Here is a 26599-nt window from a genome sequence, read left to right as displayed (position 1 = left end):
ACCATGCTCCACAGCCGACAGGCCTTCCTCGGCCGCCTGGAAATCGCCAGCAACAGCGGCAGCGGCCACGCCTTCGCCAAGCACAGCCACGACGAATGCGTCATTGGCGTGAACCTGGTGGGTGAGGAGCAGGTGTGGCTGGACCGGCGCAGCTTCCGCGCCGGCGCGGGCGATATCACCCTGTACAACCCGGGGCAGATCCAGGGCGGCGGGGTGAAGGAGGGCGAGCCCTGGCGCTATGTCGGCCTCTACGTCACCGCCGAGCAACTGGCCGATGACCTGGGCCTGGCGCGGGTGGAGTTCCAGCAGGCCTGCAGCCACCAGCCCGACCTCGCCGCCAGCCTGGCCGACGCGGTGGAGCGGGCGCTGGGTGGCGATGCCCTGGTGCGCGAACGCGCGGAGGAGCGCCTGCTGCTGTGGCTCGGGCACCTGGTGCAACGCACCGCCGGGCCCCTGCCGGATGCGGCGGCGGTAGGCGTGGGTCCAATGGCGCGGGTGCAGGAACTGCTGGCCGAGCGGCTGCAGGCCAGCCCGAGCCTCGACGAGCTGGCCACCGAGCTGGGCCTGTGCAAGTTCCACCTGTTGCGTGCCTTCCAGAAACACACCGGCCTCAGCCCCCGGCAATGGGCCATGCAGCTGCGCACCCGCCGCGCCCGTGGCCTGCTGCGCGCGGGCTGGTCGGCCACCGATGCCGCGCACGCCCTGGGGTTCGCCGACCAGAGCCACCTCAACCGCCACTTCCGTGCCGCCTACGGCATCACCCCCGGCGAGATGAAGCGCCTGCTCAACGCCTGAGTGCAATCCTGTTCAAGTCCATGGGCGCGGGGCCGGGCAGAATGCGCCCATCCGCTCCCCTGCATCGTTCGAGGTTTGCATGCTCCTGCTGTTTTGCTCGGCTTTCGTCTTTGGCGTGGTCTTCTGCCTGTCCCCCGGCGCCGTGCTTGCCGAAACCCTGCGCCGCGGGCTGCTGCATGGCTTCCGCCCGGCGCTGCTGGTGCAGTTCGGTTCCCTGGTGGGCGACGCGGTCTGGGCGGTGCTCGGCCTGGCAGGGCTGACCCTGCTGCTGGGGCAGGACCAGGTGCGCCTGCCGCTGACCCTGGCCTGCGCGGCCTACCTGGCTTGGCTCGGGCTGCGCAGCCTGCGCGATGCCTGGCAACTGCCGGAGGAGGGCGAAGCGGAGGCGCATGAGGATCGCGGTGCACTGCTCACCGGCGCGGCGATCTCGCTGACCAACCCGAAGAACATCGTCTACTGGGGCGCCCTGGGTACCGCCATGGCGGGCATCGTCGGCGGTGCGCCGGACATGGCCCAGGCCGGCGTGTTCTTCGCCGGCTTCATGACCGCCTCGCTGGCCTGCTGCTTCCTCTGTGCGGCGCTGGTGGACTGGCTGCGGCGCAACAGCTCGCCGACCTGGCATCGGGTCAGCCACGGGCTGTGCGGGATGTTGCTGCTGGGGATGGCGGCCCTGGCCCTGCGCGGGCTGGCCTGAACAGGCGCGGGCCCGGGAGGGCCCGCGTTGAAACTCAGAGCACCCGGCCACGGCACTCGCCGAAGCCGATGCGCACCCGACCTTCGCCCTCGCACCAGGCGCGCAGGATCACCTCGTCACCGCTTTCCAGGAAGGTGCGCTGCTCGCCGTTGGCAAGGGACAGCGGCTGCTTGCCGCCGAAGGTGGTCTCCAGCAGGCTGCCGAAGGCGTCGGCTTCCGGGCCGGACAGGGTGCCGGAGCCGAACAGGTCGCCCGGTTGCAGCTTGCAGCCGCCCACCGCGTGGTGCGCCACCAGCTGCGCCACGGTCCAGTACATGTGCTGGGTGTTGCTCAGGGCCAGGCGTTGCGGCTGCTGGCCGCGCTCGCGCATGGCGGCGGTCTGCAGCAGCACCTCCAGCTGGATGTCGAAGGCACCACGGGCCTGGTCGTTGGCATCCAGCAGGTAGGGCAGCGGCTGCGGGTCGCCTTCCGGGCGTGCCGGCTGGGCGGTGCGGAAGGGCTCCAGGGCCTCGGCTGTCACCACCCAGGGCGACACGCTGGTGGCGAAGTTCTTCGCCAGGAAGGGGCCCAGCGGCTGGTATTCCCAGGCCTGCAGGTCACGCGCGGACCAGTCGTTGAGCAGGCAGTAGCCGGCGATGTGCTGTTCCGCCTCGCCGATGGCGATGGCGTCGCCCATGGCGTTGCCCTGGCCGATCCAGATGCCCAGCTCCAGTTCGTAGTCCAGGCGCTTGCTGGGGCCGAAGTTCGGCACCTCGGCGCCCGGCGGCAGGGTCTGGCCGTTGGGGCGGTGCACCGGGGTGCCGGACACGCACACGGTGGACGCGCGGCCGTGGTAGCCGATGGGCACGTACTTGTAGTTGGGCAGCAGCGGGTTGTCCGGGCGGAACAGGCGGCCGACGTTGTTGGCGTGGTGGATGCCCACGTAGAAGTCGGTGTAGTCGCCGATGCGCGCCGGCAGGTGCAGCTGGCAGTCGGCGGCGGCCGGCAGCAGCTCGGCACCCAGGGCTTCCAGGCGTGCCTGGGCGGGGCTGCCCTCGGCGAGCAGGTCCTGCAGTTGGCGGCGCAGGGCGCGGCGGGCGTTGGCGCCAAGGGCGAAGAAGGCGTTGAGGTCTTCCCCGGCGGCGACGCGCGCGGCGTCGGCCGCTTCACCTTCGAACAGGCCGGTGGTGGTGGCGACCTTGAGGTCGAAGACCTGCTCGCCGATGGCGACGCCACCGCGCGGGGTGCCGCCCACCGGGCTGAAGATGCCCAGGGGCAGGTTCTGCAGGGGGAAGTCGGGGTGTTCGTTGGCCGAGGCTATCCAGCTGCGGCGGTTGTCATTCTGGGTCATCGGTCAGTTCCTGCCGTTGAAGGTCTTGGCCATGCCGTTCCAGCAGGCATCGTAGTCGTTCTGCAACTGCGGGCACTCTAGGGCGTAGCGGGTTGGGCGCAGCACGCGGCCGGTTTCGAACATGAACGCCATGGTGTGATCGAGCTTGTGCGGCTTGAGTTCCGCGGCGATGGCAGCGGTGGTGCTGGCGTTGTCCGGGCCGTGGGCGCTCATGCAGTTGTGCAGCGAGGCACCGCCGGGGGTGAAGCCGCCGGCCTTGGCGTCGTAGGCGCCCTGGATCAGGCCCATGAACTCGTTCATCAGGTTGCGGTGGAACCACGGCGGGCGGAAGGTCTTCTCGGCCACCATCCAGCGCGGCGGGAAGATCACGAAGTCGACGTTGGCCATGCCCGGGAAGTCGCCCGGGGAGGTCAGCACGGTGAAGATCGACGGGTCCGGGTGGTCGTAGCTGACCGTGCCGATGGTGTTGAACAGGCGCAGGTCGTACTTGTAGGGCACGTTGTTGCCGTGCCAGGCGACCACGTCCAGGGGCGAGTGGTCCAGCTCGGCGGCCCAGAGCTCGCCGAGGAACTTCTGCACCAGGGTCACGGGCGCGTCGCTGTCCTCGTAGTGGGCCACCGGGGCGAGGAAGTCGCGGGGGTTGGCCAGGCCGTTGCTGCCGATGGGGCCCAGGTCCGGGATGCGCAGCGCGGCGCCGTGGTTCTCGCAGATGTAGCCACGGGCGCTGTCGTCCAGCAGTTCGACGCGGAACTTCATGCCACGGGGGATCACCACGATCTCCAGGGGCTCAACGTCCAGCAGCCCCAGCTCGGTGACCAGGCGCAGGCGGCCCTGTTCGGGGACGATCAGCCATTCGCCGTCGGCATTGAGGAAGGCACGCTGCATCGAGGCGTTGGCGCGGTAGACGTGCACGCTGACGCCGGAGGCCTGCTCGGCATCGGCGGTGGCGGCGATGGTCAGCAGGCCATCGATGAAATCGGTGCGCTCGGCGGGGATGTCATGGGCATCCCAGCGCAGGCGGTTGGGGTCGATCGGCCCCAGGTGGCGGCCGGGGATCTGCCGCTCCAGGCGCTGGAAGCGCGGGTGCGCGGCGGACGGGCGGATGCGATACAGCCAGGTGCGACGGGCCTCGGCGCGGGAAACGGTGAAGGCGGTGCCGGAGAACTGCTCGGCATAGAGGCCATAGGGCGGGCACTGCGGCGAGTTCTGCCCGACGGGCAGGGCGCCCGGCAGGGCTTCGCTGGCGAACTGGTTGTTGAAGCCGGATTGATAGGCGAGGGCGGTGGGGGGCAGCGAGGAGCTCATGAGAACCTCTGTGTTTTTTGTAATTGAATTACGGATAACGTAATTTGAAAGCCTGAGAGGGTCAAGCTATAACAGCGCCTCCATTGCCAACCGAGGTAGTAGATGGCCATCCAACGGGACGACGCCGAGGCGCCCAAGCGGCAGAAAGTACAGGCGGCCGAAGTCGGCACCGAGATTCTCAAGGGGCTCGCCGACCTCGCGCCGGCCACCTCCCTGTCTCGCCTGGCCGAGCACGTCGGCATGCCGGCGGCCAAGGTCCACCGCTACCTGCAGGCGCTGATCGCCAGCGGCTTCGCCGAGCAGGACGTGGCCACCAACCACTACGGCCTGGGGCCGGAGGCGCTGTTCGTCGGCCTCGCCGCCATCGGCCGGCTGGATGTGGTGCGTGCCGCGACGGCGCAGCTGTCGGAGCTGCGCGATGCGCTCAACGAGACTTGCTTCCTCGCCGTGTGGGGCAACAAGGGGCCCACCGTGGTGCACGTCGAGCAGCCGCTGCGGGCGGTGACCCTGGTCACCCGCGTGGGTTCGGTGCTGCCACTGCTGGGATCTTCCACCGGCCTGGTGTTCGCCAGCTACCTGCCCGATGCCGAAACGGCGCCGCTGCGCGAGGAGGAGGCGAACCTGCCCGGCGTGCCCGACGCCAAGGCGCTGCGCAAGCAGATTGCCGAGATCCGCGCCAGCGGCCTGCACCACGTGCACGGCCTGCTGATGCCGGGGGTGAATGCGCTTTCCGCACCGGTGTTCGCCGTGGGCGAGCAGATTGCCGGGGTGATCACCGTGGTCGGCGCCGCCAGCGGCTTCCAGGCCGAAACCAGCGGCCGCGCGGCGCAGTTGCTGAAGCAGGCGGCCGAATCCATCACTGCGCGCATGGCGGGTGTTCGTCCGGCTTGAGCGTCGGGTGTCTCGGTAGGCTTCGCGTTCGCGAGCAGAGCTCGCTCCTACGTTGGCATTGTGCAGTTGTGGGCGAATTCATTGGCTCTGATGGCGTTAGCTGTTGTGGTTTTAATGCAAGCGCTTAAGCACGGCCATTTCCGGGCGCCCAAGGGTTCATGCCACCTCCACCGCATGGGTTTCGCTTCGCTCTACACCATCCTACGAAAGCCTGTGCGCACCGCGTGGCGATGCGCTGGACGAAGAAAGTTGGAGCAGCCGCCAAGGCCCCTCCAGGAGGCCGAACGCAGTCGTTGCGCCGGGGGACGAGCGGCATGGATGCCGCGAGAGGCGCGCCAGGCCATGGATGGCCCATCGCGCCGGCCCCCAGAGCGGCGATGGAGTGAGGGAACCCGACGCAGTCGGGCCGGATGATGGGGCAAGCCCTTTTGGTTCCTTTTAAGTGGTTCGGCATTCCGACGATTGTTAAAAGGGACTCGCCCGGGTGGGCGAAACCAGAAACATCACCAGCGCTCGGCAATCAACTGGGCTCAAATCCTCTAGCAACACTTAACGCAGACAGAGCCAATTCATTCGCGATGCGCTTCGCGGTTGAAACCGCTCCCACAGGCAAACCTGCCGACCCATGAAAAAGCCCGCGGATGCGGGCTTTTTCGTTGCGGCGGTGACTCACTCGGTGGTGAGCACGCCCCGGCGGATCTGGTCGCGTTCGATGGATTCGAACAGGGCCTTGAAGTTGCCCTCGCCGAAACCGTCGTCGCCCTTGCGCTGGATGAACTCGAAGAACACCGGGCCCATCAGGGTTTCCGAGAAGATCTGCAGCAGCAGGCGGCGGTCGTTGGCCTCGGTGGAGCCGTCCAGCAGGATGCCACGGCTCTGCAGTCGCTCCACCTTCTCGCCATGGTTGGGGATGCGGCCTTCGAGCATCTCGTAGTAGGTGGCCGGCGGTGCGGTCATGAAGCGCATGCCCAGGGCCTTGAGCTCGTCCCAGGTCTTCACCAGGTCGTCGGTGAGGAAGGCCACGTGCTGGATGCCTTCGCCGTTGAACTGCATGAGGAATTCCTCGATCTGCCCGGCGCCCTTGGAGGATTCCTCGTTGAGCGGGATGCGGATCATGCCGTCCGGCGCGGTCATGGCCTTGGAGGTCAGGCCGGTGTACTCGCCCTTGATGTCGAAGTAGCGGATCTCGCGGAAGTTGAACAGCTTCTCGTAGAAGTCCGCCCAGTAGGCCATGCGCCCGCGATACACGTTGTGGGTGAGGTGGTCGATGATCTTCAGCCCGGCGCCCCTGGGGTTGCGCTCCACGCCTTCGATGAACTCGAAGTCGATGTCGTAGATGGACGAGCCTTCGCCGAAGCGGTCGATCAGGTACAGCGGCGCGCCGCCGATGCCCTTGATTGCCGGCAGGCGCAGCTCCATCGGGCCGGTGGGGATCTCGATCGGCTGGGCACCCAGCTCCAGGGCGCGGGCATAGGCCTTGTGCGCGTTCTTCACACGGAAGGCCATGCCGCACACGGAGGGGCCGTGCTCGGCGGCGAAATAGGAGGCGGCGCTCTTCGGCTCGTTGTTGAGGATCAGGTTGATCTCGCCCTGGCGATACAGGTGCACGTCCTTGGAGCGGTGGGTGGCCACCTTGGTGAAGCCCATGCTGGCGAAGATGGGTTCCAGCAGGTTGGGCACCGGCGATGCCAGCTCGATGAATTCGAAGCCCATCAGGCCCATGGGGTTTTCAAAGATGTCGGCCATGTTCTGGCTCCTTGCAGTGGCGCGCGGCGGCGCCTGAATCGGATGAAAGTCGGTGTGGCGTCGATTCAGGCAAGGGGCGGTGGCGCGCAGGGAACGCCGCGCACGCTGCGGGCGAGGAAATCGCCGATGGTCACTTTGAAACCGAGGGTCTGCATGTGTGCTCCTCAGGCCGGCTTGTCGGCCTGGGCGTCCGGGTGGGCCTTGCGGAAGGCCGGGTGTTCCAGGGCCAGGCGCTCAACCCTGAGGATACGCGGGTAGGGCGCCAGGTCTACGGCAAAGCGTCGGGCGGCGTAGAGCTGGGGCAGCAGGTAGACGTCCGCCAGCCCCGGCTCGGTGCCGAAGCAGAAACCGTCGTCGCCGATCAGCGCTTCGACGGCGGCCAGGCCTTCGCTGATCCAGTGGCCGATCCAGGCGTTCACGCCATCCTCGTCGGTGCCCAGCTGGCGCAGGCGGTTGAGCACGGCGACGTTGTGCAGCGGGTGGATGTCGCAGCCGATCAGCGCGGCGACCTGGCGCTGGCGTGCGCGCTGCAGCGCATCGCCGGGCAGCAGGGCCGGTCGCGGGTGGGTCTCTTCGAGGTATTCGATGATGGCGGGGGACTGGATCAGCACCTCGCCGGAGTCGGTGCGCAGGGCGGGAACGCGGCCCTGGGGGTTGATCGCGCGGTACTCGGGCTGGCGGTGTTCGCCGCCGTCGCGGATCAGGTTGACCGGCAGGTGCTGGACCTCCAGGCCCTTCAGCGCAAGCGCGATGCGTACGCGATAGGACGAGGTGGAGCGGTAATAGGTGTAGAGGTCCATGGCGGGCACTCGCAGGGCAGGGCGTCGGTCGGCAGGCTCACCGCTGACGCTATTGTTTTCATAATCTATTTACACTCTGCGTAATTTTTGCCGCTGCGGCAAGTCCGGCGTTCGAATAATCCGCTAGCCTGGGGCATCTGGACGTTCGAGTCCCCAGGCGGGCGGGATGTTCCGCCGCCGGTCAGCGACAGGGCGTCTTTGCCGGGGCGGCGGCTGTCATTCCGGCTGGTAATCCAGGGACCGTTTGCAAGACTCCGGCAGCGCCATGCCGCCAGCCAGGGCCAGCAGGGCGATGGCGATCAGGTAGAAAGCGGGCGACATGGGATTGCCGGTCTGCCCGATCAGCCAGGTCGCCACCAGCGGTGCGGTGCCCCCGAAGACCGTATAGGCCAGGTTGTAGGTGAATGCCGAGGCGGTGTAGCGCACCTGGGTCGGGAACTGCTCGGACAACAGCACCGCCGTCACCACGCCACAGACCACTGCACCCACCGCCAGCAGCATCGCCCCCAGCGCTGCGGCGAGCAGGCCGCCCGAACCTGCCAGCATGAAGGCCGGGTAGACCGCGACGATCAGGCAGGCGCACCCCGTGAAGATGGTGCGCCGACGCCCGACCCGGTCCGAATAGCGCCCCACCAGCGGGCACAGCAAGGCGGCGAACAGCAGGGCCACCAGGCTGGCGAGCAGGGCGGTCGGCCGCGAGGCACCGCCGACCACCTGCATGTAGGTGGTGAGGTAGGTGGTGAAGGTATAGAACGACAGCGCGGTGGCGGAAATGAAGGCCGAGAGGCAGAAGATCGTGCGGCCATGCTCCAGCAGGGTTTCCTTCAGCGGCGAGTGAGCGGCCTGCGGGGCCGCCGCCAGAGCACGGAACGCCGGTGACTCGTCCAGATGCAGGCGCATGTACAGGCCAATCAGGCCCAGGGGGGCGGCGACCAGGAAGGGCACACGCCAGCCCCAGCCCTGCATCTGGGCCTCGGACAGGAGCAACCCCATGCCGAACACGATGCCTGCGGCGGCGGCAAAGGCCATGAAGGTCGACACCGGGACGAAGCTGCCGTACCGGGCTTTCCGCTCGGTGGGCGCATGCTCCATGACGAACGCGCAGGCGCCGGCATACTCCCCGCCGGCGGAAAAGCCCTGGATGCAGCGGGCCAGGGCCAGCAGCAGCGGGGCGAGCAGGCCGATGGACCCATAGGTCGGCAGCAGGCCGATCAGGGTGGTGGCCGCGGCCATCAGCAATACAGTGATGGCCAGGATGCGCTTGCGCCCGACCTTGTCCCCGAGGATGCCGAAGACGATCCCGCCCAGCGGGCGCAGGGCGAACGACACGGCAAACACGGCGAAGGTTTGCAGCAGCGCGAGGGAGGCGTTGCCCGGCGGAAAGAACAGGCCGGCGATGGTCACCGCGAGGAAGCCGTACACGGCAAAGTCGAACCACTCGACGAAGTTGCCGATGGCCGAGGCGGCGATGACCTTGCGCAAGGTCGCCGGATCGACGGACGAGGTGGTATGGGAAATAGCCTGGATGGTCATGGTCGCTCCGAGCCCTCTGGTGGTCACGGACGCGTCTGGCCTGGGCCTTGGCGTCCCCCTGCCGGCAACCTACCGAGCCTGTCCGCGACCTTGCCCCCGGATGCGACCCGTAACCAGCCGACAGCGACACTGGCGCGCGCCTGCCTGGTTCCTGCCGCGCCGGTATGACTGGGGCGATGGCGGGCATTTCCGTACCTGCAGCGCAGGGTCGCACGCACGGAAATGCCGGCGCTGGCAGGCTCAGGCGCCGCCGCGGAAGCAGGAGACGCCCCAGGCGGTGAGCTTGAAGGGCAGGTGGTAGTGCTGCCCGCTGTCGGCCAGGCCGAAGCGGTAGACCAGCAGGTCGAGGAAGGCCGGTTCGGGCAGCGCCATGCCTTGGGCGCGGTAGAAGTCCGCCACCTGCAGGCGGACCTCGTAGACCCCCGGCACGCAGCGGCCGGCTTCGCCCGCGAGCCCGGCGAACAGCCCGTCCGCGCCGATGCGCCCGGCGTGGATCAGCTCGCGGCGTTCGCCGTCGAGGCGCTCCAATTGCAGCGCCAGCCCTTCGGCGACGCAGCCGCTGGCGACGTCGACGACATGGATGGAAATGCCCTTCACGTCCAGAACCCTTCGTGGGGCGCCGCCGCCTCCTGCTCCAGCATCGGCCCAGCACCGTCACCTGGCGCTGGCCGCGGGCGAACACCTCGCGGCAGGGCAGGGAGAAGGTGGGGTTCTCCGGGTGGGCGCCGGTCAGCTCCAGCAGCGCGTGCTCGGACAGCGCATAGACCACCCGGCCGACACCGGTCCAGTACACCGCGCCGGCGCACATGCAGCAGGGTTCGGCACTGGTGTAGAGGGTGCATTCGGCCAGGGCCTCGGGGCTCAGCAGGCGTGCGGCCTTGGCCACCGCCACCAGTTCGGCGTGCTGGGTCGGGTCGCCTTCCGGCGGCATCGAGTTGTTGCCGGCGCTGGCGATCACCTTGCCGTCGCGGTCCGCCACCAGGGCGGCGAAGGGGTGGCGGCCGCGCTGGCGCGACGCCTGCGAGAGGCGGATGGATTCGCGCAGCAGTTCCAGGTCGAGGTCGCTGACCCCGGCGGGTACCAGGTGGGTGAAGGTCATGGGTGACTCCTTGGGCAGTGGGTGCGCAGGGCGCGTGAGAAAGGTCAGTCGGCGAGGTCGGCGGTGCCGCTCGCGGTGTGCTCGGCGGGCTCACGGCCGTTGAGCAGCAGGTTGAGGACGATGGCGGTGATGGCGCCGAGGAAGATGCCGCTCTCCAGCACCAGCTTCAGGGCGCCGTGGGCATGGGCGAAGAGCGCGGGGAAGGACATCGGCAGCACGCCGACGCTCACCGAGACGGCGACCACCAGTGCATTGCGCGTGCCCTCGAAGCGCACCCGCGAGAGCTCCTGGATGCCCGCCACCGTGGTCATGCCGAACATCACGATGGCGCCGCCGCCGAGCACGGGGGTCGGCACGGCGGCGATCAGGGCGCCGAGCTTGGGGAACAGGCCCATGAGGATCATGATCCCGCCGGCGGCGGCCACCACGAAGCGGCTCTTCACCTGGGAGAGGGCGATCAGCCCGGTGTTCTGGGTGAAGGCGTTGTAGGGGAAGCTGTTGAACAGGCCGCCGATCACCGTGGACAGGCCGTCGGCGCGGAAGGCGTTGCCCAGGGTGCGCGCATCCACGGAGCGGCCGGTGAGTTGGCCGATGGCCAGGCAGTTGCCGGTGGTCTCGGCCATGATCACCAGCATCGCCAGGGTCATGATCAGGATCGGTGTCAGCGAGAACTGCGGCACGCCGAAGGCCATGGGGGCGGAGAGTTCGAACCAGGCCGCCTCGCCGACGCGGCTGAAGTCGGTCATGCCGCAGGCCACCGCCAGCAGGCTGCCCAGCAGCAGGCCGATGAGCACGCTGAGGTTGCCGATGAAGCCGGAGAAGCGCGCATAGACCGCAAGGATGATGGCGGCCGTGGCCAGCCCCAGCAGCAGGTTGGCCGGCGCGCCGAAGTCGGCGGCATCCGGGTTGCCGCCGCCGAGCCAGATGGCCGCTGCGGGCATCAGCGAGATGCCGATGATGGTGATCAGGCTGCCGATCACCACCGGCGGGAAGAAGCGCAGCAGGCGGCTGAACACCGGTGCCAGGGCGATGGTGATGACCCCGGCGGCGATCACCGCGCCGAACACCTGGGCCAGGCCGTATTCCTTGCCGATCATGATCATCGGTGCCAGGGCGATGAACGAGCAGGCCTGCACCAGCGGCAGGCGCGCACCGAACTTCCAGAAGCCCAGGGTCTGGATCAGCGTGGCGATGCCCGAGGTGAGCAGGTTGGCGTTGATCAGCAGGACGATCTGCGCGTTGCTCAGGCCCAGGGCGCTGCCGAGGATGAGCGGCACGGCCACGGCACCGGCGTACAGCACCAGGACGTGTTGCAGGCCGAAGGTCAGAAGTTGCCGGAGGGGGAGTCGCTGGTCGACCGGATGGGTGGGGCTCATGGGTATCTCCTGAAGGTGCAGCTGTTTTTGTTATTGGGGGCGGGTTGCCCAGCGTTTCGAGGAGGCAGTGCTGGCTTGCGGGCATCTTCAGGGGCTTGAAGGCGATGGAACAAATGAATAACCATCGCTTATTCCGATGGTTGCGGTGGGTACGGCGATGCGTTTTTCCCTTGATCAGCTCCAGGTGTTCGTCGCCGTGGTGCAGGCCGGTTCCTTCTCCGCCGCTGCCCGGCGCCTGGGGCGCACCCAGTCCACCGTCAGCGCGGCCATCGCCAACCTGGAGACCGACCTGGGCGTAGAGCTGTTCGACCGCTCCACGCGCATCCCCACCCTCACCGCCGGTGGCCACAAGCTGCAGCTGGAGGCCGAGGCGGTGCTGGCGCGTTGCCTGGCCTTGCAGGGGCATGCCGACAGCCTGGCGGAGGAGACCGAGCCCAGCCTGACCCTGGCCATCGAGGTGCCCTACGCGACGGTGATGCCGGTGCTGCGGGACTTCGAGCAGGCCTTTCCCCATGTCGACCTGATCATCCGCCACCCGCACCACGGTGATGTCGCCGGCATGCTGCAGCGCGGCGAGGTGGAGCTGGGCATCGCCTTCTCCCAGCCGGAATACCCGCGCGAGCTGGAATTCCAGCAACTGGGCAAGCTGATCATGGTCCACGTCACCCACCCCCGGCACCCGCTGGCACAGCGCGAGGAGGTCAGCTTCGACGACCTGCACACCCATCGCCGGCTGGCCTTCAGCGCCCACGCCAGCAAGCTGCCCAGCAGCGAATACCTGCGCGCCACGCGCCTGTGGCAAGCGGAGAGCTACATGGCGCTGGTGGAGATGGTGCGGGCCGGCCTCGGCTGGGCGACCCTGCCGCGCCAACTGGTGCAGCGCGAGCTGGCCGCCGGCGAACTGGTGGAGCTGCAGCTCGCCGCCTACCCACACACCGATTGGCTGGTGGGGGTCGACCTGCTCTGGCAGCGCCGCCATGGCCGTGGCCAGGCGCAACGCTGGCTGCGCGAGCGGTTGATGGGCACCAAGGTGTTCGAGCTGGACCGCCAGGGCAGGGCGACCACGCTCTGATGCGTGCGGGTCAGCCCTGCGCCTGAAGCTGTTGCAGTGCGCGGCGGGTGACGGCGTCGATATAGGCGGGGGCGTTGTAGATACGCGCGAGGAGGATGGCGCCTTCGTAATCGGCCACCAGTTGGCGGCCCAGCTCGCCGGCCTGCGCCTCGCCGAAGTCCGCTCGATAGAGGTTGGCGAAGGCGGCGGCCCAGTCGTCGAGGAAGCTGCGGATCGGCTCCATCAACTCGCTCTTGCCGTAGGTCGCATCCACCGCGACCACCGCCATCAGGCAGCCGATGGCATCGTCCTGGAACAGCTTGCCGGCCTTGTGGCCGATCTTCGCCAGGCGCTCGTGGGGCGCCAGTTCTTCATCGAAGGCGATGGCGAACAGCGCCTTGCCGATGCGCTCGTGGGTCCAGGCCAGCACGTCGCGCAGCAGCGACTCCTTGTTCGGGTAGTGGTGGTAGAACGAGGCCTTGGTCAGCCCGCACGCCGTCGCCAGCGCATCCATGGTGGTGCCGTGGTAGCCCAGCCGCTTGAAGGTGTTGGCGCAGTGCTGGAGGAGTTCGTCGCGGGAGATTTTTGGCGGTCGCACGGTGGATTTCCTGCTCTCGATCAAGGCCGCTGATTCTAGGGCATAAGCCTCGCCACCTCAATTTGACGGTTACCGAATGTTTGTTTAGTTTCTTCTGGCCGAACAAACGGTAAGTAACTGGCGAAGCCTTCGCCAGACAGCCATCGACACCCAGGAGACTATTCATGAGCGAAGCCAACAGCGGGCGGGACGCGTCACGCGGGAACGGCGGGACCAGTTGTTTCTGATCGGCCTGGACCGGGCCGGCAAGCGCAATGCCTTCGACAGCGCCATGCTTGCCGACCTGTCCCTCGCCATCGGCGAATACGAGCGTGACGAGGCCATGCGCTGCGCCGTGCTCTTCGCCCATGGCGAGCACTTCACCGCCGGCCTGGACCTGCTGGAGCTGACGCCCAAGCTCGCCTCCGGCGGCTTCCAGTACCCCAGCGAGGGCATCGACCCCTGGGGCGTGTCCAAGCCGCGCCGCACCAAGCCGGTGGTGGTCGCGGTGGAAGGCACCTGCTGGACGGCGGGCATCGAGCTGGTGCTCAACGCCGATATCGCCATCGCCGCCCGCGACGCCCGTTTCGCCCATCTGGAGGTGCTGCGCGGCATCCCGCCGTCCGGCGGCTCCACCGTGCGCTTCACCCAGGCCGCCGGCTGGACCGACGCCATGCGCTACATGCTCACCGGCGAAACCTTCGACGCCGCCGAGGCGCTGCGCATGCGCCTGCTCACCGAGGTGGTCGAGCCGGGCCAGGCGCTGGCGCGGGCCATCGAATATGCCGAGCGCATCGCCAAGGCCGCGCCCCTGGCCATCCGCGCCACGCTGCAGTCCGCCTTCCAGGCGCGGGACGAAGGCGCTGACGCGGCACTCTCGCAGCTCAACGAACTGCTGTTCGGCCTGATCCGCAGCGAAGACTTGCGCGAAGGAGTGATGGCGATGATGCAGAAGCGCGAACCGGTCTTCAAAGGCCGCTGAAGCATGGTTAAACGGTCGGCGGCCACCCGGGCGCCGGCCCGACCTGGATAGCTGGATAGATGAATAGCTGGAACATGAACGAGACGATGACCAAGCACCTTCCCGAACAGGGCATCCGCGTGGAGAAAGTCAGCCTGCCCGCACGCGACGGCTACCCCCTGGTCGCCACCCGCTACCACGCAGCGGGCGAGGCCCGGGGCAACCTGCTCCTGGCCGGCGCCACGGGTGTGCAGCAGCGCTTCTACCGACGCTTCGCCGAGCATGCGGCGTGGCAGGGGCTCAACGTACTGACCCTGGATTACCGCGGCGTCGGCGAATCCGCCCCGGCGACGCTCAAGGGCTTCCACATGGCCTACCTCGACTGGGCCTACCAGGACCTGGCTGCCGCCGTGGACCTGCTCGGCGCCGACGCGCTGCCGCTGTACTGGGTGGGGCATTCCTTCGGCGGGCACGCCATCGGCCTGCTGCCCAACCATGATCGCCTCGCCGCGTGCTACAGCCTCGGCAGTGGCGCCGGCTGGAGTGGCTGGATGCCCCGCGACGAGGCCCTGAAGACCCGCCTGCTGTGGAGCCTGGTGCTGCCGCCCATCGTCGCCTGGAAGGGCTACATGGCCTGGAGCCTGCTGGGCATGGGCGACGACCTGCCACTGGGTGTGTACCGCGACTGGAAGCGCTGGTGCCGCCACCCGCACTACTACTTCGACGACCCCGGCATGGCCCATGTCGCCGGGCTCTACGCCAGTGTCCGCACGCCCTGCGTGTTCGCCACCTCGGTGGACGATCCCTGGGCACCGCCGCGCTCGCGGGACGCCTTCGTCAAGGGCTACAGCAACGCCCCGCTGACCCGGCGCGACCTGCATCCCCCGCAGGGCGGCGAGCCCATCGGCCATATGGGCTACTTCCGCGCAGGCTCCGAACCGCTTTGGGACGACATCCTGAAATGGCTGCTGGCCCACGCGCCGCAACGCCGTGCCAGGCACCCCGAACCCACTCCCTGCTGAGGATATGGCCATGCCCCTGCTGCTGCAGCTCCACCTGTTCGCCGTGGCCTTCTGGCTCGGCGTCGTCGCGGTCGAATTCCTGCTGGAGCAGGGGCGCGCCACCAGCCGTGCCCAGGGCTTCAACGTGGCGCGGATGCACCGGCGCATCGACCTGTTCTTCGAGATGCCGGCCTTCAGCCTGGCGCTGGTCACCGGGCTGCTGCTGATCGAGCCGGCGCGCTTCGACGGCCTCTATGCCTTGAAAGTGGTCGCGGGCCTGGTGGCCGTGGCCGGCAACGCCCTCTGCCTGATCCCCGTGCTGCGCCGCCGCAGCGCCGCCGAAGCCGATGACCTCGGCGGTGTGATCCGCCTCTCCCGGCAGATCGACCGCATCTCCCTGCTGGCCATCCCCGCCGGGCTGCTGGCCCTGGCCTGCGGCGTCTACCTGGCGCTGATGCGTTGAGGCTCCCGGGCTGAAGCCCGGGCTACAAGGCGGACATAATGCGCGGCGATATGCACAATGCGCGCGCATCCATAAGGCTACGGAACGCCCATGCGTTATCACGACTATCACCTGAAGGCTTACTCGGTAGAGGAGTACGGTCAGACCGTCACCCTGCATCTGTCCTGGGACTATGAAGGGGCGTCAATCGAAGACTCCTTCATCCGCTTCTCCGACGTTTCGCTCTACCACTTCGTGCACATCCAGGGCGCGATCATCACGCATCTGGATGAAGTCGAGCTCACCGACCTGCTGGAAGAGTTCGCTGATCGACTGCCCGAGTGGGATCGCTGGTACGGCGTTCGGGGCTGGAAGGGTGATTGCCAACGCACTGCTGCCCACCTGCAGGCGGAGGGTTACCGGGCGTGGTCCATCGTCTCCGCAATCGGCTTCTATGGTTTTGTGATAGCCCGCTCCGTTGGCGAAGTGACCCCGTAGGTTGGGCTGAGGTACGAAGCCCAACGTAGCGAGGTTTCAGCTTGATAATGGACGGGGTGGCAGCAGGGTCAGCCGGGGCTTTTCTGGTTCCAGCAAACTCTGCACCGTCCATTCGAGCGGGTCCTGGTTGCAGAAGTACTGTTCGATGGTGCCTTGCTCGCGGTAGGTCGAGAGGTTGAAGCCTTCCTCGATGTCGTTGTACCAGAGCACCTGATTACTATTCAGCGCGACTATCCAGAAAGGGCCCTGGGTTTCTTCATCCCACCGGACGGGCGTGATCTTGATCGCGCTCCAAAGCCCCAACTGTTTCGGTGTCATCCGAGCCTCGGCTTCGGCAATCAGGCCGGTGAGCGCAGTCAGTGATATGGGCTCCCATGTCATCTTGTGTGTCGTCCCTGTGGTCGGGTGGATTGGCTAGGCCATGTGCAGCTGGACGAGGCAATAGCTGGCAGCTTCCGCAACGAACGCCTCACCGTCGTGGCTCAGCGCTTCAAGCTCTGGTCTGAATTCATGGATGGCGTTATCGCCGACGATGTCGCATGCCTGCTCGCGCACCCGTGCATTGCTGCTGGCCAATCCAAGACGCAGCATCTCGTGATGCTCGGACGGTGCGCTGTAGTAGCGATAGGCAAAGACCCAACCGTCAATGAACGGGTCGCCTCTGGACTCAAGCAGGGTGAGGTCCTGCTGGCTCAGTACGAACTGGCGCAGCCGTATGAGTTCCGAGAGAGCGCTGCATACCGTGCCCATTCGCGCACTCAATGCCTTTTTGTGCAGCTCGGAAGTCATCTGCATGAGCGTGCCTTCTCCAAGTGATGAACGGCGACTACCGGCCCGCCGAACCGGCAATCCCCTCGATCATCGCCTTGACCGCCGCTTCGCTGTCCACCGATGCGGGCGCGGAGACGCGGAACTTGAGCAGGCTGTCGCCCAGCTCGAACAGGTAGAGCGAGGAGCGGATCGGTTGCACTTCGCCGGCGAAGGGCTCGACGAATTCGAAGTCCGCGCGCAGGCCGGTGATGGCCTGGCCCCGGTAGTCCAGGGTTGCCGGCTGCTCGCCGACCAGCGTGCCGGTCTTGTGGAAGGCGAGGATTTCCTGCTTCTGCTGTTGCTGGTGGTTGAGCACCAGTTGGTGGCGGGCCGCTGCGATGACATCCGCCGGCGAGCCGATCGAGCTGACCTGCGGTACCGGGTAGACATAGGCGGTGAAGACGACGGGCTGGGCGATCAGCTCGGAGTTGTAGCCGACCATGATGTGCCGGGCCCGCTCGTCGAAGCGCATGATCTGGGTGCGGAGGAAGATGCCAGCGGTGGTCGGGAAGACGATGCCGGTATCGTCATGCCGGTAGGGGCCGGCGGCGGGGATGTCCTGGGGCTGGAACTGGCTGTTCTGGCAGCCCGCGAGGGTGATGGCCAGCAGCAGGGTGAGCAGGTACTTCATGGGACGTTCCTTGTCGTGGCGGCCATCAGGGGCGCCGAGGCGGCAGAAATTAGCGCCTCTCCGGTGGGCTGTCCACGGCGTTATGGGTACGCCTCCACTGGTATACGCGCCCTAGTATTAGCAGTAGGAGGTTCAAACATGCAGGTGGAGAAGTGGGGTGACGGTCTGGCAGTGCGTATTCCGGCCAGCGTGATCGAGGCGCTGGGGCTCAAAGATGGCGACGATATCGAAATCCTGATCGAGGGCGATCGTACTTTCGCCATTCACAAGAAGCCTGGCGTCGCGCAGCGGCTGGAACGGTTGCGTACCTTCCGTGGCCGGCTACCGGCCGATTTCCGTTTCAAACGCAACGAGTGACAGGTCGCTCAGGGCTTGCGTTCTCCACCCACCCCCGACTGCAACTCCAGCAACGGCACCGCCTTCGCCCCTTCGGGCGGGGTGAAGACGAAGTCGGTGGGGCCGACCATGGGCAGGGTGTCCCACTGGTAGGTCACGCTGTGGCGGGGGCGTTCGGGTTGGTCGAGGCGGGTCAGCACCCTCTTGCAGGGCAGGGGCTCGTCGCCCTGGCGTAGCCACAGTTGCCAATCCAGGCCCGGCTGGCGGTAGGCGTAGTGCTCGCAGCTCTGGTCGCCGACCTGCTCGGTGCCGACGTGCAGGGCGCTGCCGATGCCGACCCGCTGGGCGGTGTCTGGCCCCCAGTGGATGAGATCGGCCAGCGGCAGCTGGATGCCGTAGCGCTCGCCAAGCAGGGCCAGCAGTTCCTCCTGGCTGGTGGGCGCCACCTCCCGGCCGAAGTAGCCCTGGCGGCTGTCGTAGAGGGTGAACTGCTGGCCGTCGTAGAACAGGCTGCGCTGGTAGTCGGTACTCGTCACCTGCACGCGCAGCTTGTCCGGCGCGCTCATCAGCAGTTGAGTGCGGGCATGCACCACCAGCGCCTGGCCGTTTTCCAGCAACTGGTCGCTGTCGCTTTCGGCGTCTACGGCGTACTGCTGCAGGCCGCGCAGGTGTTCGCCCATCTTCACCAGGGCGGCGAGGGCGCCTGGGTCGGGGGCGTCTTCCTCGGCGGCCAGGGCGGTGCAGGTGACGAGGGCGAGGACGAGCAAGGGGCGCTGGAGAGAGGCGGGCATGGCGGGTGACCTCGATGCGAGGCTGTCGATGGTCGTTAGGTTCCAGGGCCGCGGAGTTGGTTCCGGCCGGCGGTTCGGCGGCGGCTGGCTAAGCTGTCCCGATCATCGATGAAGGAGCACGGCATGACCGCAAGGGAGATCCACAAGGTCCGCACACCCAGCCTGGCGCTGGCCTATGAGGAGCATGGCGCGGGGGATGAGGTGGTGATCCTGCTCCACGGCTTCCCCTATTCGCCGCGCGCTTACGACGCCGTGGCACCGGCTCTGGTCGCCCAGGGGCTGCGGGTGCTGGTGCCGCACCTGCGTGGCTATGGCTCCACGCGCTTCCTGGCCGGGGACACCCCGCGTTCCGGCCAGCAGGCGGCCCTGGGCCAGGACCTGCTGGACTTCATGGATGCGCTGGCGATCCCCCGGGCGACCCTGGTGGGTTACGACTGGGGCGGGCGCGCCGCCTGCATCGTCGCGGCGCTGTGGCCGGAGCGGGTGCGGGCACTGGTGACGGGGGATGGCTACAACATCCAGAACATCGCTGTCTCGGGCACGCCGGCCGCGCCCGAGCAGGAGTTCCGCTATTGGTACCAGTTCTATTTCCACACGCCGCGCGGGCACCTGGGGCTGGATGCGAACCGGCGGGCGTTGTGTCGCCTGCTCTGGCAGCTGTGGTCACCAACCTGGCGCTTCGATGAGGCCACCTATGCCGCCAGCGCCGAGGCCTTCGACAACCCGGACTTCGTCGAGGTGGTGATCCATTCCTACCGCCATCGCTACGGCTACGCACCGGGCGACCCGGCGCTGGAGGCCATCGAGCGGCAGCTGGCGGCGCAACCGGTCATCGGCGTGCCAAGCATCTCCCTCAGCGGCCTGGACGATGGCGTCGGCCCACCGCCGGAGGAGGACGACGACGCCGTGCACTTCAGCGGCCCGTACCGCCGGCGCCTGTTGCCCGGTGTCGGCCACAACATCCCCCAGGAAGCACCGGAGGACACGGTAGCTGCCGTGCTGGAGCTGCTGCAGCGCTGAGCCGACGAAGCGAAGGGCCCGTACGGAATATTGCAATCTGGCGGCAGCACACTGCCCGCATCCATTCCCAGGAGGCGTCATCCCGTGAGCCAGAATCCCCTTTCGCCGTACCACCTGCTGGTCGCCACCTTCATCGGCCTGCTGGGCCTGCAACAGGCACTGGCCGACGGTTGGCGCGAGGCTGTGCCGGATGCGCAGGTGGTGGGCAGCGGCGAGTTCAGCGCCTACGGCTTCCATATCTACGACGCCAGGCTGTGGGCCCCCGGCGCGGTGCTGGGGGAGGACCGGCCCTTCGCCCTGGAGCTGGTCTACCAGCGCACCATCAGCCGCGACACCCTGGTGGAAGCCAGCCTCGACGACCTGCAGCGCCTCGGCGGCGAGGCGGTGGATGCGGCCCGGCTGGGTGCCTGGCAGGCGGAGATGGAGCGCGCCTTCGTCGATGTCGAACCCGGCCAGCGCATCACCGGCGTCTACCTGCCCGGCGTCGGCGGGCGCCTGTACGTGGAAGGGCGCGCGCCCTATGAGGTGCGCGACCCGCTGTTCGCACGGACCTTCTTCGGCATCTGGCTGGACCCACGCACCCAGGACCCCGAACTGCGCCTGCAACTGCTCGGCGGCCTGCGCTCGCCCTTCGAGCCGGGCACGGCGGTGGTCACCGGCTGCTGCCCCGTGCAGCCCTAGCGGCCGCCTGCCTTAGCGCAGGCCCAGCCTGCAGTCCAGCGACCAGGCGCCCGCACCGCGCCCGACGAGCAGCAGCAGGAGCCCGGCCCAGCTGAGGTGGGTGGACCAGGCGTCGGGGTAGACGAATACCTGGATCACCAGCGTCATGCCCAGCAGCGCCAGGGCCGAGAGGCGGGTGCACAGGCCCAGCACCAGCAGCAGCGGGAACAGGTGTTCGGCATAGGTGGCCAGGTGCGCGGCCAGCTCTGGCGGCAGCAGGGGCAGGGCGTACTCGCTGCGGAACAGCTCGTAGGTGCTGTCGGTGATGGTCAGCACACCCTCCACCTTGGTGCGCCCGGAGAGGAAGAACACCCCGGCGATGCCCAGGCGCGCCACCAGCAACAGCAACGCGTCGGGGAGCAGGGCGTGCAGCCGCGCGGCCAGGCTGCGGGGGCGATGGGGCCGGCCGAGATCGGCTGGGCATGCGGGGTATCCATGGGCGGTGCTCCGGTCAGGTGTCGCGCGAGGCGAGCAGGGGAGTGAAGGCGCCGGCCGCCAGCAGGCGGCCGAGCAGGTCGATGAAATCGAGTGTGGGGTCGGCGGCCAGGGCCAGGCCGCTGGCCTCGTCCAGTGTCAGGCCCCGGGCGCAGGCGTCGAGGAAGGCGCAGCCGCCCGGGCCCAGGGGCTGCCAGGTCACCTGGCCGCCGCTGCGGCCGAGCAGGGCGCCTTCGCCGTGCCATTCCAGGCTGTCGGGCAGGGGCCGCTCCTCGCGCTGGTGGCGCCAGATGCTGTAGGCCGGCATGTCGGCGCACCAGAGCCAGCGCAGTGCCGGTCGTGGGCGCAGGCACAGGGCGCCCAGCGCCTCGGGGCCGAGGTCGGCGATGGCGCCGAGCGCGAGAGACGGCCGCTCCGCTGCGGCGAACACCTCGACCCAGAGCCGGTCCAGCCGCGCCACCGCGCCCAGGTAGGGCAGATCGCGGGCCGGCTCGAAGGCATCGAGGAAGTCAGCGAAGCCAAGGCCGTAGTCGAGCAACTGCACCGAGGCCGGGGGCGACTGGCGCACATGCAACGCCGCCGCCGCGCCGAACCAGTCGGCGCCCACCAGGCGCTCCACTGCCGGGAAGTTGGCCCGCAGCGCATCCACGCAGCCCTTCATCAGCGTGTTGCGGTAGAGGTCGAAACCGGCCTGGCCGGCGAGCTCGGCCACCAGCCGCCGCTCTGCGCTGTCCGGTGCCCCGGGGTTGCCACGGGCGGCGTCGATGAAGGCGTCCTGGAAGGCGCCGAGGGCGAGGCTCATGGCCGTGGCTCCAGGCCGTCCAGCACGGCCTGGGCGGTGTCGCGCTCGGCCAGCAATTCGGTGAAGGGGGGGATGCGGTCGTCGCGTTCGATCAGGGTCGGGCGCGGGCCGATGCGGGCGATCAGGCGCCGATACAGTGCCCAGACCGCGGCGTCGATGGGGGCGTCGTGGGAGTCCACCAGCAGCCCGCTGCCGCCTTCGTCGCGGCTGTGCCCGGCGAGGTGCAGTTCAAGGATGGCCTCGGCGGGGAAGGCGTCCACGTAGGCGCCCGGGTCGAAGTCCAGATTGTGCGCGCTGACCTGCACGTTGTTCAGGTCCAGCAGCAATCCGCAACCGCTGCGCCGGCTCAGTTCGGCGAGGAAGTCGATCTCCTGGCGTTCGTGGCCGTTCATGCGCAGGTAGTGGCTGGGGTTTTCGATGGCGATGCGCCGCCCCAGGGCGTCCTGGGTGCGGGCGATGTTGTTGGTGATGCGCGCCAGTGCCGCCTCGGTGCGGGGGAAGGGCAGCAGGTCCGGGTTGTAGACGCCGCGCCAGGTGGACCAGGCGAGGTGCTCGGAGACCAGGGCCGGCTGTACCCGACCGGCCAGGGCGCGCAGGCGCCTCAGGTGGTCCGGGTCGGGCGGGCAGTCCGCTGCCAGGGACAGCGAAACCCCGTGCAGCGACAGCGGGTGGCGCGCGCCTATGGCTTGCAGCCAGTCCAGGCGCGGGCCGCCGTCGACCATGTAGTTCTCCGGGTGCACCTCGAACCACAGCCCCGGCGCCGTGCAGGCGTGAGCCTGTTCGTAGTGCTCGGGCTTGAGGCCCAGTCCGGCGCCCAGCGGCGCATGGCGTTCCATGGTCGACGGCCGGCGATCAGGACTTGATCGGGGTCAGCGAGCCCATGCCGTTGGGCGTCTTGATCGAGGTGCAGGTGCCGGCCGGGACGTTCTTCCAGGCGTCGCCCTGGTAGTCCTTTTTCGAGGTGCCCGCGCAGCTGGTGCCGGCGCCGGCCTTGCAATCGTTCTGCCCGGCCATGGCCACGCCGTAGCACTTCTCCATGGCGCCGGGCTTGGCGTCGGCGGCGACGGCACCGCCGGCGAGGGTGGCGAGGGCCAGGGCAGCGGCGGTGAGAGCGATGTTGTTCATGTCGTATCTCCAATGTCCGTTGAGGGTGGCGACCGGCCTTTCACCGGTGGCTCGATGGGTAATTCGCCGGCACCGGGCATTCGGTTACAGCCCACTGAAAATTTTTTGAGATTTTTTTCGCCGCGCCCTAACGTGTGTCGCCCGAACCCCGGCAGGTGCCGGTGGCGGGAAAATTTCATCCGGTGTGTAACCAGGGCGGTCGATGAAGCGAACTAGTGACCAAGAGGCGCTCGAAGCACGGGAAGCCGGATTGCAGGCCCTGCTGCTCAAGGGGCTGGCGGGTGAGGCGGCCGCGTACCGGGAGTTCCTCGGCCGGCTCGGCGCCCATCTGCGGGCCTTCCTGATGCGTCGCCTGCAGCAGCCGAGTGATTGCGAGGACCTGGTGCAGGAGGTGTTGCTGGCCGTGCACAACGCTCGCCACACCTACCGCGCCGACCAGCCGGTGACGGCCTGGGTGCAGGCCATCGCGCGCTACAAGCTGGCCGACTATTTCCGCGCTCGGGGTCGGCGCGAGGCGCTGCACGACCCGCTGGACGAGGACGACCTGTTCGATGAGGCCGACGCGCAGCCAGGCGAGGCCAGCCGTGATCTGGGCCGCCTGCTCGAGCAACTGCCCGACAAGCAGCGGCTGCCGATCATCCACGTGAAGCTGGAGGGCCTCTCGGTGGAGGAAACCGCGCAGCTCACCGGGCTTTCCAGCTCTGCCGTCAAGGTCGGCATACACCGCGGGCTCAAGGCCCTGGCGGACATGATTCGAGGTAAGCGATGAAGACCGATGACCTGATTTCCATGCTCGCTGCCGGCAACCCGGCCCCGCCACGGGCGCCTTCGGCGCGGCGTTTCGCCCTGGCGCTGTTCTGCGGCCTGCTGGGCGCATTGCTGCTGATGGCCTGCCTGTTCGGCGTGCGCAAGGACCTGGCCGAGGTGGCCGCCACTCCGCTGTTCTGGGCCAAGGTGGCGTTGCCGGCGGCCCTGGTGCTGGGGGCACTCTGGGCCAGCGGCCGGCTGGCGAGGCCGGGCGTGGCGGTGGGCGCGCGCTGGGCGGCCATCGGCGTGCCCGTGGCGCTGGTTTGGGGTGCGAGCCTGGTGCTGTTGGCGGCACTGCCCGCCGGGGACCGGTTGGCGCAGGTGCTGGGCACTACCTGGCGCACCTGTCCGTTGAACATCGCCTTGCTCTCGGTGCCGGCGTTCATCGCGGTGCTCTGGGCCATCCGTGGCCTGGCACCCACCCGGTTGCGCCTGGCCGGGGCGGCTGGCGGCCTGCTCGCGGGGGCGTTGGCGACCCTGGTCTATTGCCTGCACTGCCCGGAGATGGCGGTGCCGTTCTGGGGTGTCTGGTACGTGCTCGGCATGGCGCTGCCGACCTTCGCCGGCTGGCTGCTGGGGCCCCGCTGGCTGCGTTGGTGATCCGGCCTCGCCGGGCTTGCCCTGAAGCGCCGCGCTGGTGCAGGCTGCGCCGTCCCGTTTCGCAGCCTTCCGGAGCCTTGCCATGTCCGCCGATCACCGCCGCCCCGTTCCCCTGGCCAAGGCCTATCGCCTGATCAACCACGGCCCCACCGTGCTGGTCAGCGCGGCCCATGGCGGCAAGCGCAATGTCATGGCGGCGGCCTGGGCCATGGCCCTGGATTTCGAGCCGCTCAAGGTCTCGGTGGTGCTCGACAAATCCACCTGGACCCGCCGCCTGCTGGAAGCCTCCGGCAGCTTCGTGCTCAACGTGCCGGCGCGTCACCAGGTCGACCTGGTGCAGACGGTCGGCTCCAGCTCCGGGCAGACCCTGGACGAGGCGGGGCACGACAAGTTCGACGCCTATGGCATCGCCACCTTTTCCGGCGAGCAGGTCGAGGCACCGCTGGTGGAGGGCTGTGTGGCCTGGCTGGAATGCCGCCTGCTGCCCGAGCCGCACATCCAGGAGCGCTACGACCTGTTCCTAGGCGAAGTGGTGGCCGCCTGGGCTGATGCACGGGTGTTCAGCGAGGGCCGCTGGAACTTCGAGGGGCATGACGACCTGCGCACCCTGCACCATGTGGCGGGCGGGCATTACCTGGTGATAGGCGAGGGCGTTGGCGGGAAGGAGTTGCCGCTCAAGGGGTGAGGGCTTCCCGTTAGGTGTGGGAGCGGTTTCAACCGCGAAAGACCTTGCGCAGGCACTCGGCTGCGAATGGCCAGGTAGCCCATTCGCGAATGAATGGGCTCCCGCAAGGGGAGACGCCCCACCCGTGAGGGTGGGGCGCTTGCATCACTCGGCGGTGGCGGCCGGGGCGGCCTCGGGCTGGACGGGAATGAAGTCCAGCTGCAGGCGCTCGTGGCTCCAGGCGCGGGTGGCGTTGGTCAGCTCGACGTCGTCGTTCAGCTTGCGGCCGTAGGAGGGGATGATCGCCTTCAGGCGGGCCTGCCAGGCATCGCTTTTCATCTTCTCGGGGAAGGTCTTTTCCAGCACGCTGAGCATGATCGGCGCGGCGGTGGAGGCACCCGGGGAGGCACCCAGCAGCGCGGCGATGGAACCGTCGGCGGCGCTGACCACTTCGGTGCCGAACTGCAGCACGCCGCCTTTCTCGGCGTCCTTCTTGATCACCTGCACGCGCTGGCCGGCCTGGATCAGTTCCCAGTCGGCGTCCTGGGCATCGGGGAAGTACTCGCGCAGGGCGGCCATGCGGTCATCCTGGCTGAGCATCAGCTGGCCGATCAGGTACTGGCTGAGGTCCATGTTGTCGATGCCGGCATTGGTCATCGGGCCGATGTTGTCGGTGGTGATGGCGCTGAACATGTCCATGTGCGAGCCATTCTTGAGGAACTTGGTGGAGAAGGTGGCGAAGGGGCCGAACAGCAGCACCTCCTGGCCATCGACCACGCGGGTGTCCAGGTGCGGCACGGACATGGGCGGCGAGCCGACCGAAGCCTTGCCGTAGAGCTTGGCGTGGTGGCGCGCGACGATGTCCTGGTTGCGGGTCATCAGGAACGAGCCGCCCACCGGGAAGCCGGCGTAGCCGTCCGCTTCGGGGATGGCGGATTTCTGCAGCAGCTTGAGGGCGCCGCCGCCGGCGCCGATGAACACGAAGCGGGCGTTGACCGCGCGCTCCTCGCCGCCCTTGGCCAGGTCGGCGACCACGACTTTCCAGGTGCCGTCTTCGTTGCGCACGATGTCGCGCACTTCATGGCTGAGGTTGAGCTTGAAGGTGGGCGACTCGGACAGCGAGCCGAACAGCTGGCGGGTGATCTCGCCGAAGTTCACGTCGGTGCCGATGGGCATGCGGGTGGCGGCGATCTTCTGGTCCTGGGCGCGGTTCTCCATCACCAGCGGTACCCACTGGGCGATCTGCGCGTGGTCCTCGCTGTACTCCATGCCGCGGAACAGCGGGCTGTGCTGCAAGGCCGCGTGGCGCTTCTTCAGGTAGGCGACGTTGTCGTCACCCCAGACGAAGCTCATGTGCGGCACGGTGTTGATGAAGGAGTGCGGGTTCTTCAGCACGCCCTGGTCGATCTGGTAAGCCCAGAACTGCTTGGAGATCTCGAAGGATTCGTTGATCGCCACGGCCTTGCTGATGTCGATGCCGCCATCGGCGGTCTCGGGGGTGTAGTTCAGCTCGCAGAAGGCGGAGTGGCCGGTGCCGGCGTTGTTCAGGGCGTTGGAGCTCTCCTCGGCGACCTGGTCCAGGCGCTCGAAGGTTTCGATCTTCCACTCGGGTTCGAGCTCGTGCAGGTAGGTGCCGAGGCTGGCGCTCATGATGCCGCCGCCGATCAGCAGCACGTCCAGGGGTTTCTCGGAGGAATCGGGCTGGGAGCAGCCCATGACGCTCAGGCACAGGAGCGCCAGCAGTAGTTTCTTCATTTAC

General features: G+C 68.1%; 30 protein-coding genes and 2 pseudogenes. 14 read left to right on the top strand and 18 right to left on the bottom strand.

What is annotated here, in order from left to right:
* Positions 1-3: 3 nt before the first annotated feature.
* Together PSm6_RS28925 and PSm6_RS28920 are read left to right on the top strand one after the other, a co-directional pair.
* A complete protein-coding gene (locus PSm6_RS28925; protein ID WP_021217686.1) occupies positions 4-795 on the top strand; it encodes an AraC family transcriptional regulator in 792 nt (263 codons plus the stop codon).
* A gap of 79 nt (positions 796-874) precedes the next feature.
* Positions 875-1489, top strand: coding sequence for a LysE family transporter (locus tag PSm6_RS28920; protein ID WP_265169039.1), 615 nt, complete (start codon positions 875-877; stop codon positions 1487-1489).
* A 34-nt stretch (positions 1490-1523) separates the two neighbouring features.
* Here the strand turns inward: PSm6_RS28920 and fahA are convergent, their stop codons facing one another.
* Positions 1524-2819 (bottom strand): fumarylacetoacetase, encoded by a 1296-nt coding sequence (gene fahA / locus PSm6_RS28915; RefSeq protein ID WP_265169038.1) that lies wholly within the window; start codon positions 2817-2819, stop codon positions 1524-1526.
* A 3-nt stretch (positions 2820-2822) separates the two neighbouring features.
* The gene (hmgA, locus tag PSm6_RS28910; protein ID WP_043246931.1) at positions 2823-4124 is read right to left on the bottom strand and encodes a homogentisate 1,2-dioxygenase; all 1302 of its coding nucleotides are present in this window, start codon (positions 4122-4124) and stop codon (positions 2823-2825) included.
* 102 nt (positions 4125-4226) lie between these two features.
* On the opposite strand from hmgA, the gene PSm6_RS28905 reads away from it, so the two are divergent.
* Positions 4227-5015, top strand: a complete 789-nt coding sequence (locus PSm6_RS28905; RefSeq protein ID WP_021217682.1) for an IclR family transcriptional regulator — start codon at positions 4227-4229, stop codon at positions 5013-5015.
* 669 nt (positions 5016-5684) lie between these two features.
* Here the strand turns inward: PSm6_RS28905 and hppD are convergent.
* The 6 genes and pseudogenes from hppD to PSm6_RS28875 form a co-directional block, all read right to left on the bottom strand.
* Positions 5685-6761, bottom strand: a complete 1077-nt coding sequence (gene hppD / locus PSm6_RS28900) for a 4-hydroxyphenylpyruvate dioxygenase (protein WP_021217994.1) — start codon at positions 6759-6761, stop codon at positions 5685-5687.
* A gap of 164 nt (positions 6762-6925) precedes the next feature.
* Positions 6926-7561 carry a maleylacetoacetate isomerase gene (gene maiA, locus PSm6_RS28895; RefSeq protein ID WP_043246932.1) on the bottom strand — a complete coding sequence of 212 codons (636 nt, stop codon included), beginning with the start codon at positions 7559-7561 and terminating at the stop codon, positions 6926-6928.
* Positions 7562-7777: 216 nt separating this feature from the next.
* Positions 7778-9094, bottom strand: a complete 1317-nt coding sequence (locus PSm6_RS28890) for an MFS transporter (protein ID WP_148304382.1) — start codon at positions 9092-9094, stop codon at positions 7778-7780.
* A gap of 240 nt (positions 9095-9334) precedes the next feature.
* Complete coding sequence (locus tag PSm6_RS28885; protein WP_043246933.1) at positions 9335-9691, bottom strand: hydroxyisourate hydrolase; 357 nt, start codon at positions 9689-9691, stop codon at positions 9335-9337.
* Positions 9688-10193 (bottom strand): annotated as a pseudogene (locus tag PSm6_RS28880) (nucleoside deaminase). The gene PSm6_RS28885 and the pseudogene PSm6_RS28880 overlap by 4 nt, the downstream one beginning before the upstream one ends.
* A gap of 44 nt (positions 10194-10237) precedes the next feature.
* Complete coding sequence (locus PSm6_RS28875; RefSeq protein ID WP_265169034.1) at positions 10238-11569, bottom strand: nucleobase:cation symporter-2 family protein; 1332 nt, start codon at positions 11567-11569, stop codon at positions 10238-10240.
* Between the two features lie 157 nt (positions 11570-11726).
* Between PSm6_RS28875 and PSm6_RS28870 the strand changes: the two genes are divergently transcribed.
* On the top strand, positions 11727-12641 hold the full coding sequence (locus PSm6_RS28870; RefSeq protein WP_031287214.1) for a LysR family transcriptional regulator: 915 nt from the start codon (positions 11727-11729) through the stop codon (positions 12639-12641).
* Positions 12642-12651: 10 nt separating this feature from the next.
* On the opposite strand, the gene PSm6_RS28865 is transcribed toward PSm6_RS28870, so the two are convergent.
* Positions 12652-13218: a TetR/AcrR family transcriptional regulator gene (locus PSm6_RS28865; protein ID WP_265169033.1), complete on the bottom strand. Its 567-nt coding sequence runs from the start codon at positions 13216-13218 to the stop codon at positions 12652-12654.
* Positions 13219-13382: 164 nt separating this feature from the next.
* Here PSm6_RS28865 and PSm6_RS28860 point away from each other — a divergent pair.
* The 4 genes and pseudogenes from PSm6_RS28860 to PSm6_RS28845 all read left to right on the top strand — a co-directional run bounded on the left by PSm6_RS28860 (position 13383) and on the right by PSm6_RS28845 (position 16099).
* Positions 13383-14179: pseudogene (locus PSm6_RS28860) on the top strand (crotonase/enoyl-CoA hydratase family protein).
* Positions 14180-14265: 86 nt separating this feature from the next.
* Positions 14266-15180: an alpha/beta hydrolase family protein gene (locus PSm6_RS28855; protein ID WP_043244790.1), complete on the top strand. Its 915-nt coding sequence runs from the start codon at positions 14266-14268 to the stop codon at positions 15178-15180.
* Between the two features lie 10 nt (positions 15181-15190).
* A complete protein-coding gene (locus PSm6_RS28850) occupies positions 15191-15622 on the top strand; it encodes a hypothetical protein (protein ID WP_265169032.1) in 432 nt (143 codons plus the stop codon).
* A 90-nt stretch (positions 15623-15712) separates the two neighbouring features.
* Positions 15713-16099, top strand: a complete 387-nt coding sequence (locus PSm6_RS28845) for a hypothetical protein (protein ID WP_265169031.1) — start codon at positions 15713-15715, stop codon at positions 16097-16099.
* 36 nt (positions 16100-16135) lie between these two features.
* Here PSm6_RS28845 and PSm6_RS28840 read toward each other — a convergent pair whose 3' ends face one another.
* Genes PSm6_RS28840 through PSm6_RS28830 form a run of 3 tightly spaced genes read right to left on the bottom strand, consistent with a single transcriptional unit; the run spans position 16136 to position 17540 of the window.
* A complete protein-coding gene (locus PSm6_RS28840) occupies positions 16136-16480 on the bottom strand; it encodes a hypothetical protein (RefSeq protein WP_043244793.1) in 345 nt (114 codons plus the stop codon).
* 33 nt (positions 16481-16513) lie between these two features.
* Entirely contained in the window at positions 16514-16894 is a 381-nt protein-coding gene (locus PSm6_RS28835) for a hypothetical protein (protein WP_043244794.1), read from the bottom strand.
* A gap of 31 nt (positions 16895-16925) precedes the next feature.
* Complete coding sequence (locus PSm6_RS28830) at positions 16926-17540, bottom strand: hypothetical protein (RefSeq protein WP_043244795.1); 615 nt, start codon at positions 17538-17540, stop codon at positions 16926-16928.
* Positions 17541-17678: 138 nt separating this feature from the next.
* Here PSm6_RS28830 and PSm6_RS28825 point away from each other — a divergent pair, with 138 nt between their 5' ends.
* On the top strand, positions 17679-17897 hold the full coding sequence (locus PSm6_RS28825) for an AbrB/MazE/SpoVT family DNA-binding domain-containing protein (protein ID WP_043244796.1): 219 nt from the start codon (positions 17679-17681) through the stop codon (positions 17895-17897).
* An 8-nt stretch (positions 17898-17905) separates the two neighbouring features.
* Here PSm6_RS28825 and PSm6_RS28820 read toward each other — a convergent pair whose 3' ends face one another.
* Positions 17906-18667: a DUF2092 domain-containing protein gene (locus tag PSm6_RS28820; RefSeq protein ID WP_265169029.1), complete on the bottom strand. Its 762-nt coding sequence runs from the start codon at positions 18665-18667 to the stop codon at positions 17906-17908.
* A 123-nt stretch (positions 18668-18790) separates the two neighbouring features.
* Here PSm6_RS28820 and PSm6_RS28815 point away from each other — a divergent pair, with 123 nt between their 5' ends.
* On the top strand, positions 18791-19687 hold the full coding sequence (locus PSm6_RS28815) for an alpha/beta fold hydrolase (RefSeq protein WP_265169027.1): 897 nt from the start codon (positions 18791-18793) through the stop codon (positions 19685-19687).
* Between the two features lie 84 nt (positions 19688-19771).
* Entirely contained in the window at positions 19772-20368 is a 597-nt protein-coding gene (locus tag PSm6_RS28810) for a chalcone isomerase family protein (protein ID WP_265169026.1), read from the top strand.
* 12 nt (positions 20369-20380) lie between these two features.
* Here PSm6_RS28810 and PSm6_RS28805 read toward each other — a convergent pair whose 3' ends face one another.
* The 4 genes from PSm6_RS28805 to PSm6_RS28790 all read right to left on the bottom strand — a co-directional run bounded on the left by PSm6_RS28805 (position 20381) and on the right by PSm6_RS28790 (position 22769).
* Positions 20381-20791: a DoxX family protein gene (locus PSm6_RS28805; protein WP_265170588.1), complete on the bottom strand. Its 411-nt coding sequence runs from the start codon at positions 20789-20791 to the stop codon at positions 20381-20383.
* Positions 20792-20858: 67 nt separating this feature from the next.
* The gene (locus PSm6_RS28800) at positions 20859-21644 is read right to left on the bottom strand and encodes an HvfC/BufC N-terminal domain-containing protein (RefSeq protein WP_265169025.1); all 786 of its coding nucleotides are present in this window, start codon (positions 21642-21644) and stop codon (positions 20859-20861) included.
* Positions 21641-22480 carry an MNIO family bufferin maturase gene (gene bufB, locus PSm6_RS28795; RefSeq protein ID WP_265169024.1) on the bottom strand — a complete coding sequence of 280 codons (840 nt, stop codon included), beginning with the start codon at positions 22478-22480 and terminating at the stop codon, positions 21641-21643. The genes PSm6_RS28800 and bufB overlap by 4 nt, the downstream gene beginning before the upstream one ends.
* Before the next feature lie 16 nt (positions 22481-22496).
* The gene (locus tag PSm6_RS28790) at positions 22497-22769 is read right to left on the bottom strand and encodes a BufA1 family periplasmic bufferin-type metallophore (protein ID WP_021217973.1); all 273 of its coding nucleotides are present in this window, start codon (positions 22767-22769) and stop codon (positions 22497-22499) included.
* 202 nt (positions 22770-22971) lie between these two features.
* On the opposite strand from PSm6_RS28790, the gene PSm6_RS28785 reads away from it, so the two are divergent.
* The 3 genes from PSm6_RS28785 to PSm6_RS28775 all read left to right on the top strand — a co-directional run bounded on the left by PSm6_RS28785 (position 22972) and on the right by PSm6_RS28775 (position 24861).
* Positions 22972-23538: a sigma-70 family RNA polymerase sigma factor gene (locus tag PSm6_RS28785; protein ID WP_031287212.1), complete on the top strand. Its 567-nt coding sequence runs from the start codon at positions 22972-22974 to the stop codon at positions 23536-23538.
* A complete protein-coding gene (locus PSm6_RS28780; protein ID WP_265169023.1) occupies positions 23535-24176 on the top strand; it encodes a DUF1109 domain-containing protein in 642 nt (213 codons plus the stop codon). Before PSm6_RS28785 ends, PSm6_RS28780 begins: the two co-directional genes overlap by 4 nt.
* Before the next feature lie 82 nt (positions 24177-24258).
* On the top strand, positions 24259-24861 hold the full coding sequence (locus tag PSm6_RS28775; protein WP_265169022.1) for a flavin reductase family protein: 603 nt from the start codon (positions 24259-24261) through the stop codon (positions 24859-24861).
* Between the two features lie 144 nt (positions 24862-25005).
* Here PSm6_RS28775 and PSm6_RS28770 read toward each other — a convergent pair whose 3' ends face one another.
* On the bottom strand, positions 25006-26595 hold the full coding sequence (locus tag PSm6_RS28770) for a malate:quinone oxidoreductase (protein ID WP_021217969.1): 1590 nt from the start codon (positions 26593-26595) through the stop codon (positions 25006-25008).
* Positions 26596-26599: the final 4 nt, after the last annotated feature.

Source organism: Pseudomonas solani, from assembly GCF_026072635.1.
GTDB classification, from domain to species: Bacteria; Pseudomonadota; Gammaproteobacteria; order Pseudomonadales; family Pseudomonadaceae; genus Metapseudomonas; species Metapseudomonas solani.
Note: the sequence above shows the minus strand (reverse complement) of the source record. Positions and strands in the feature narration are given on the sequence as shown.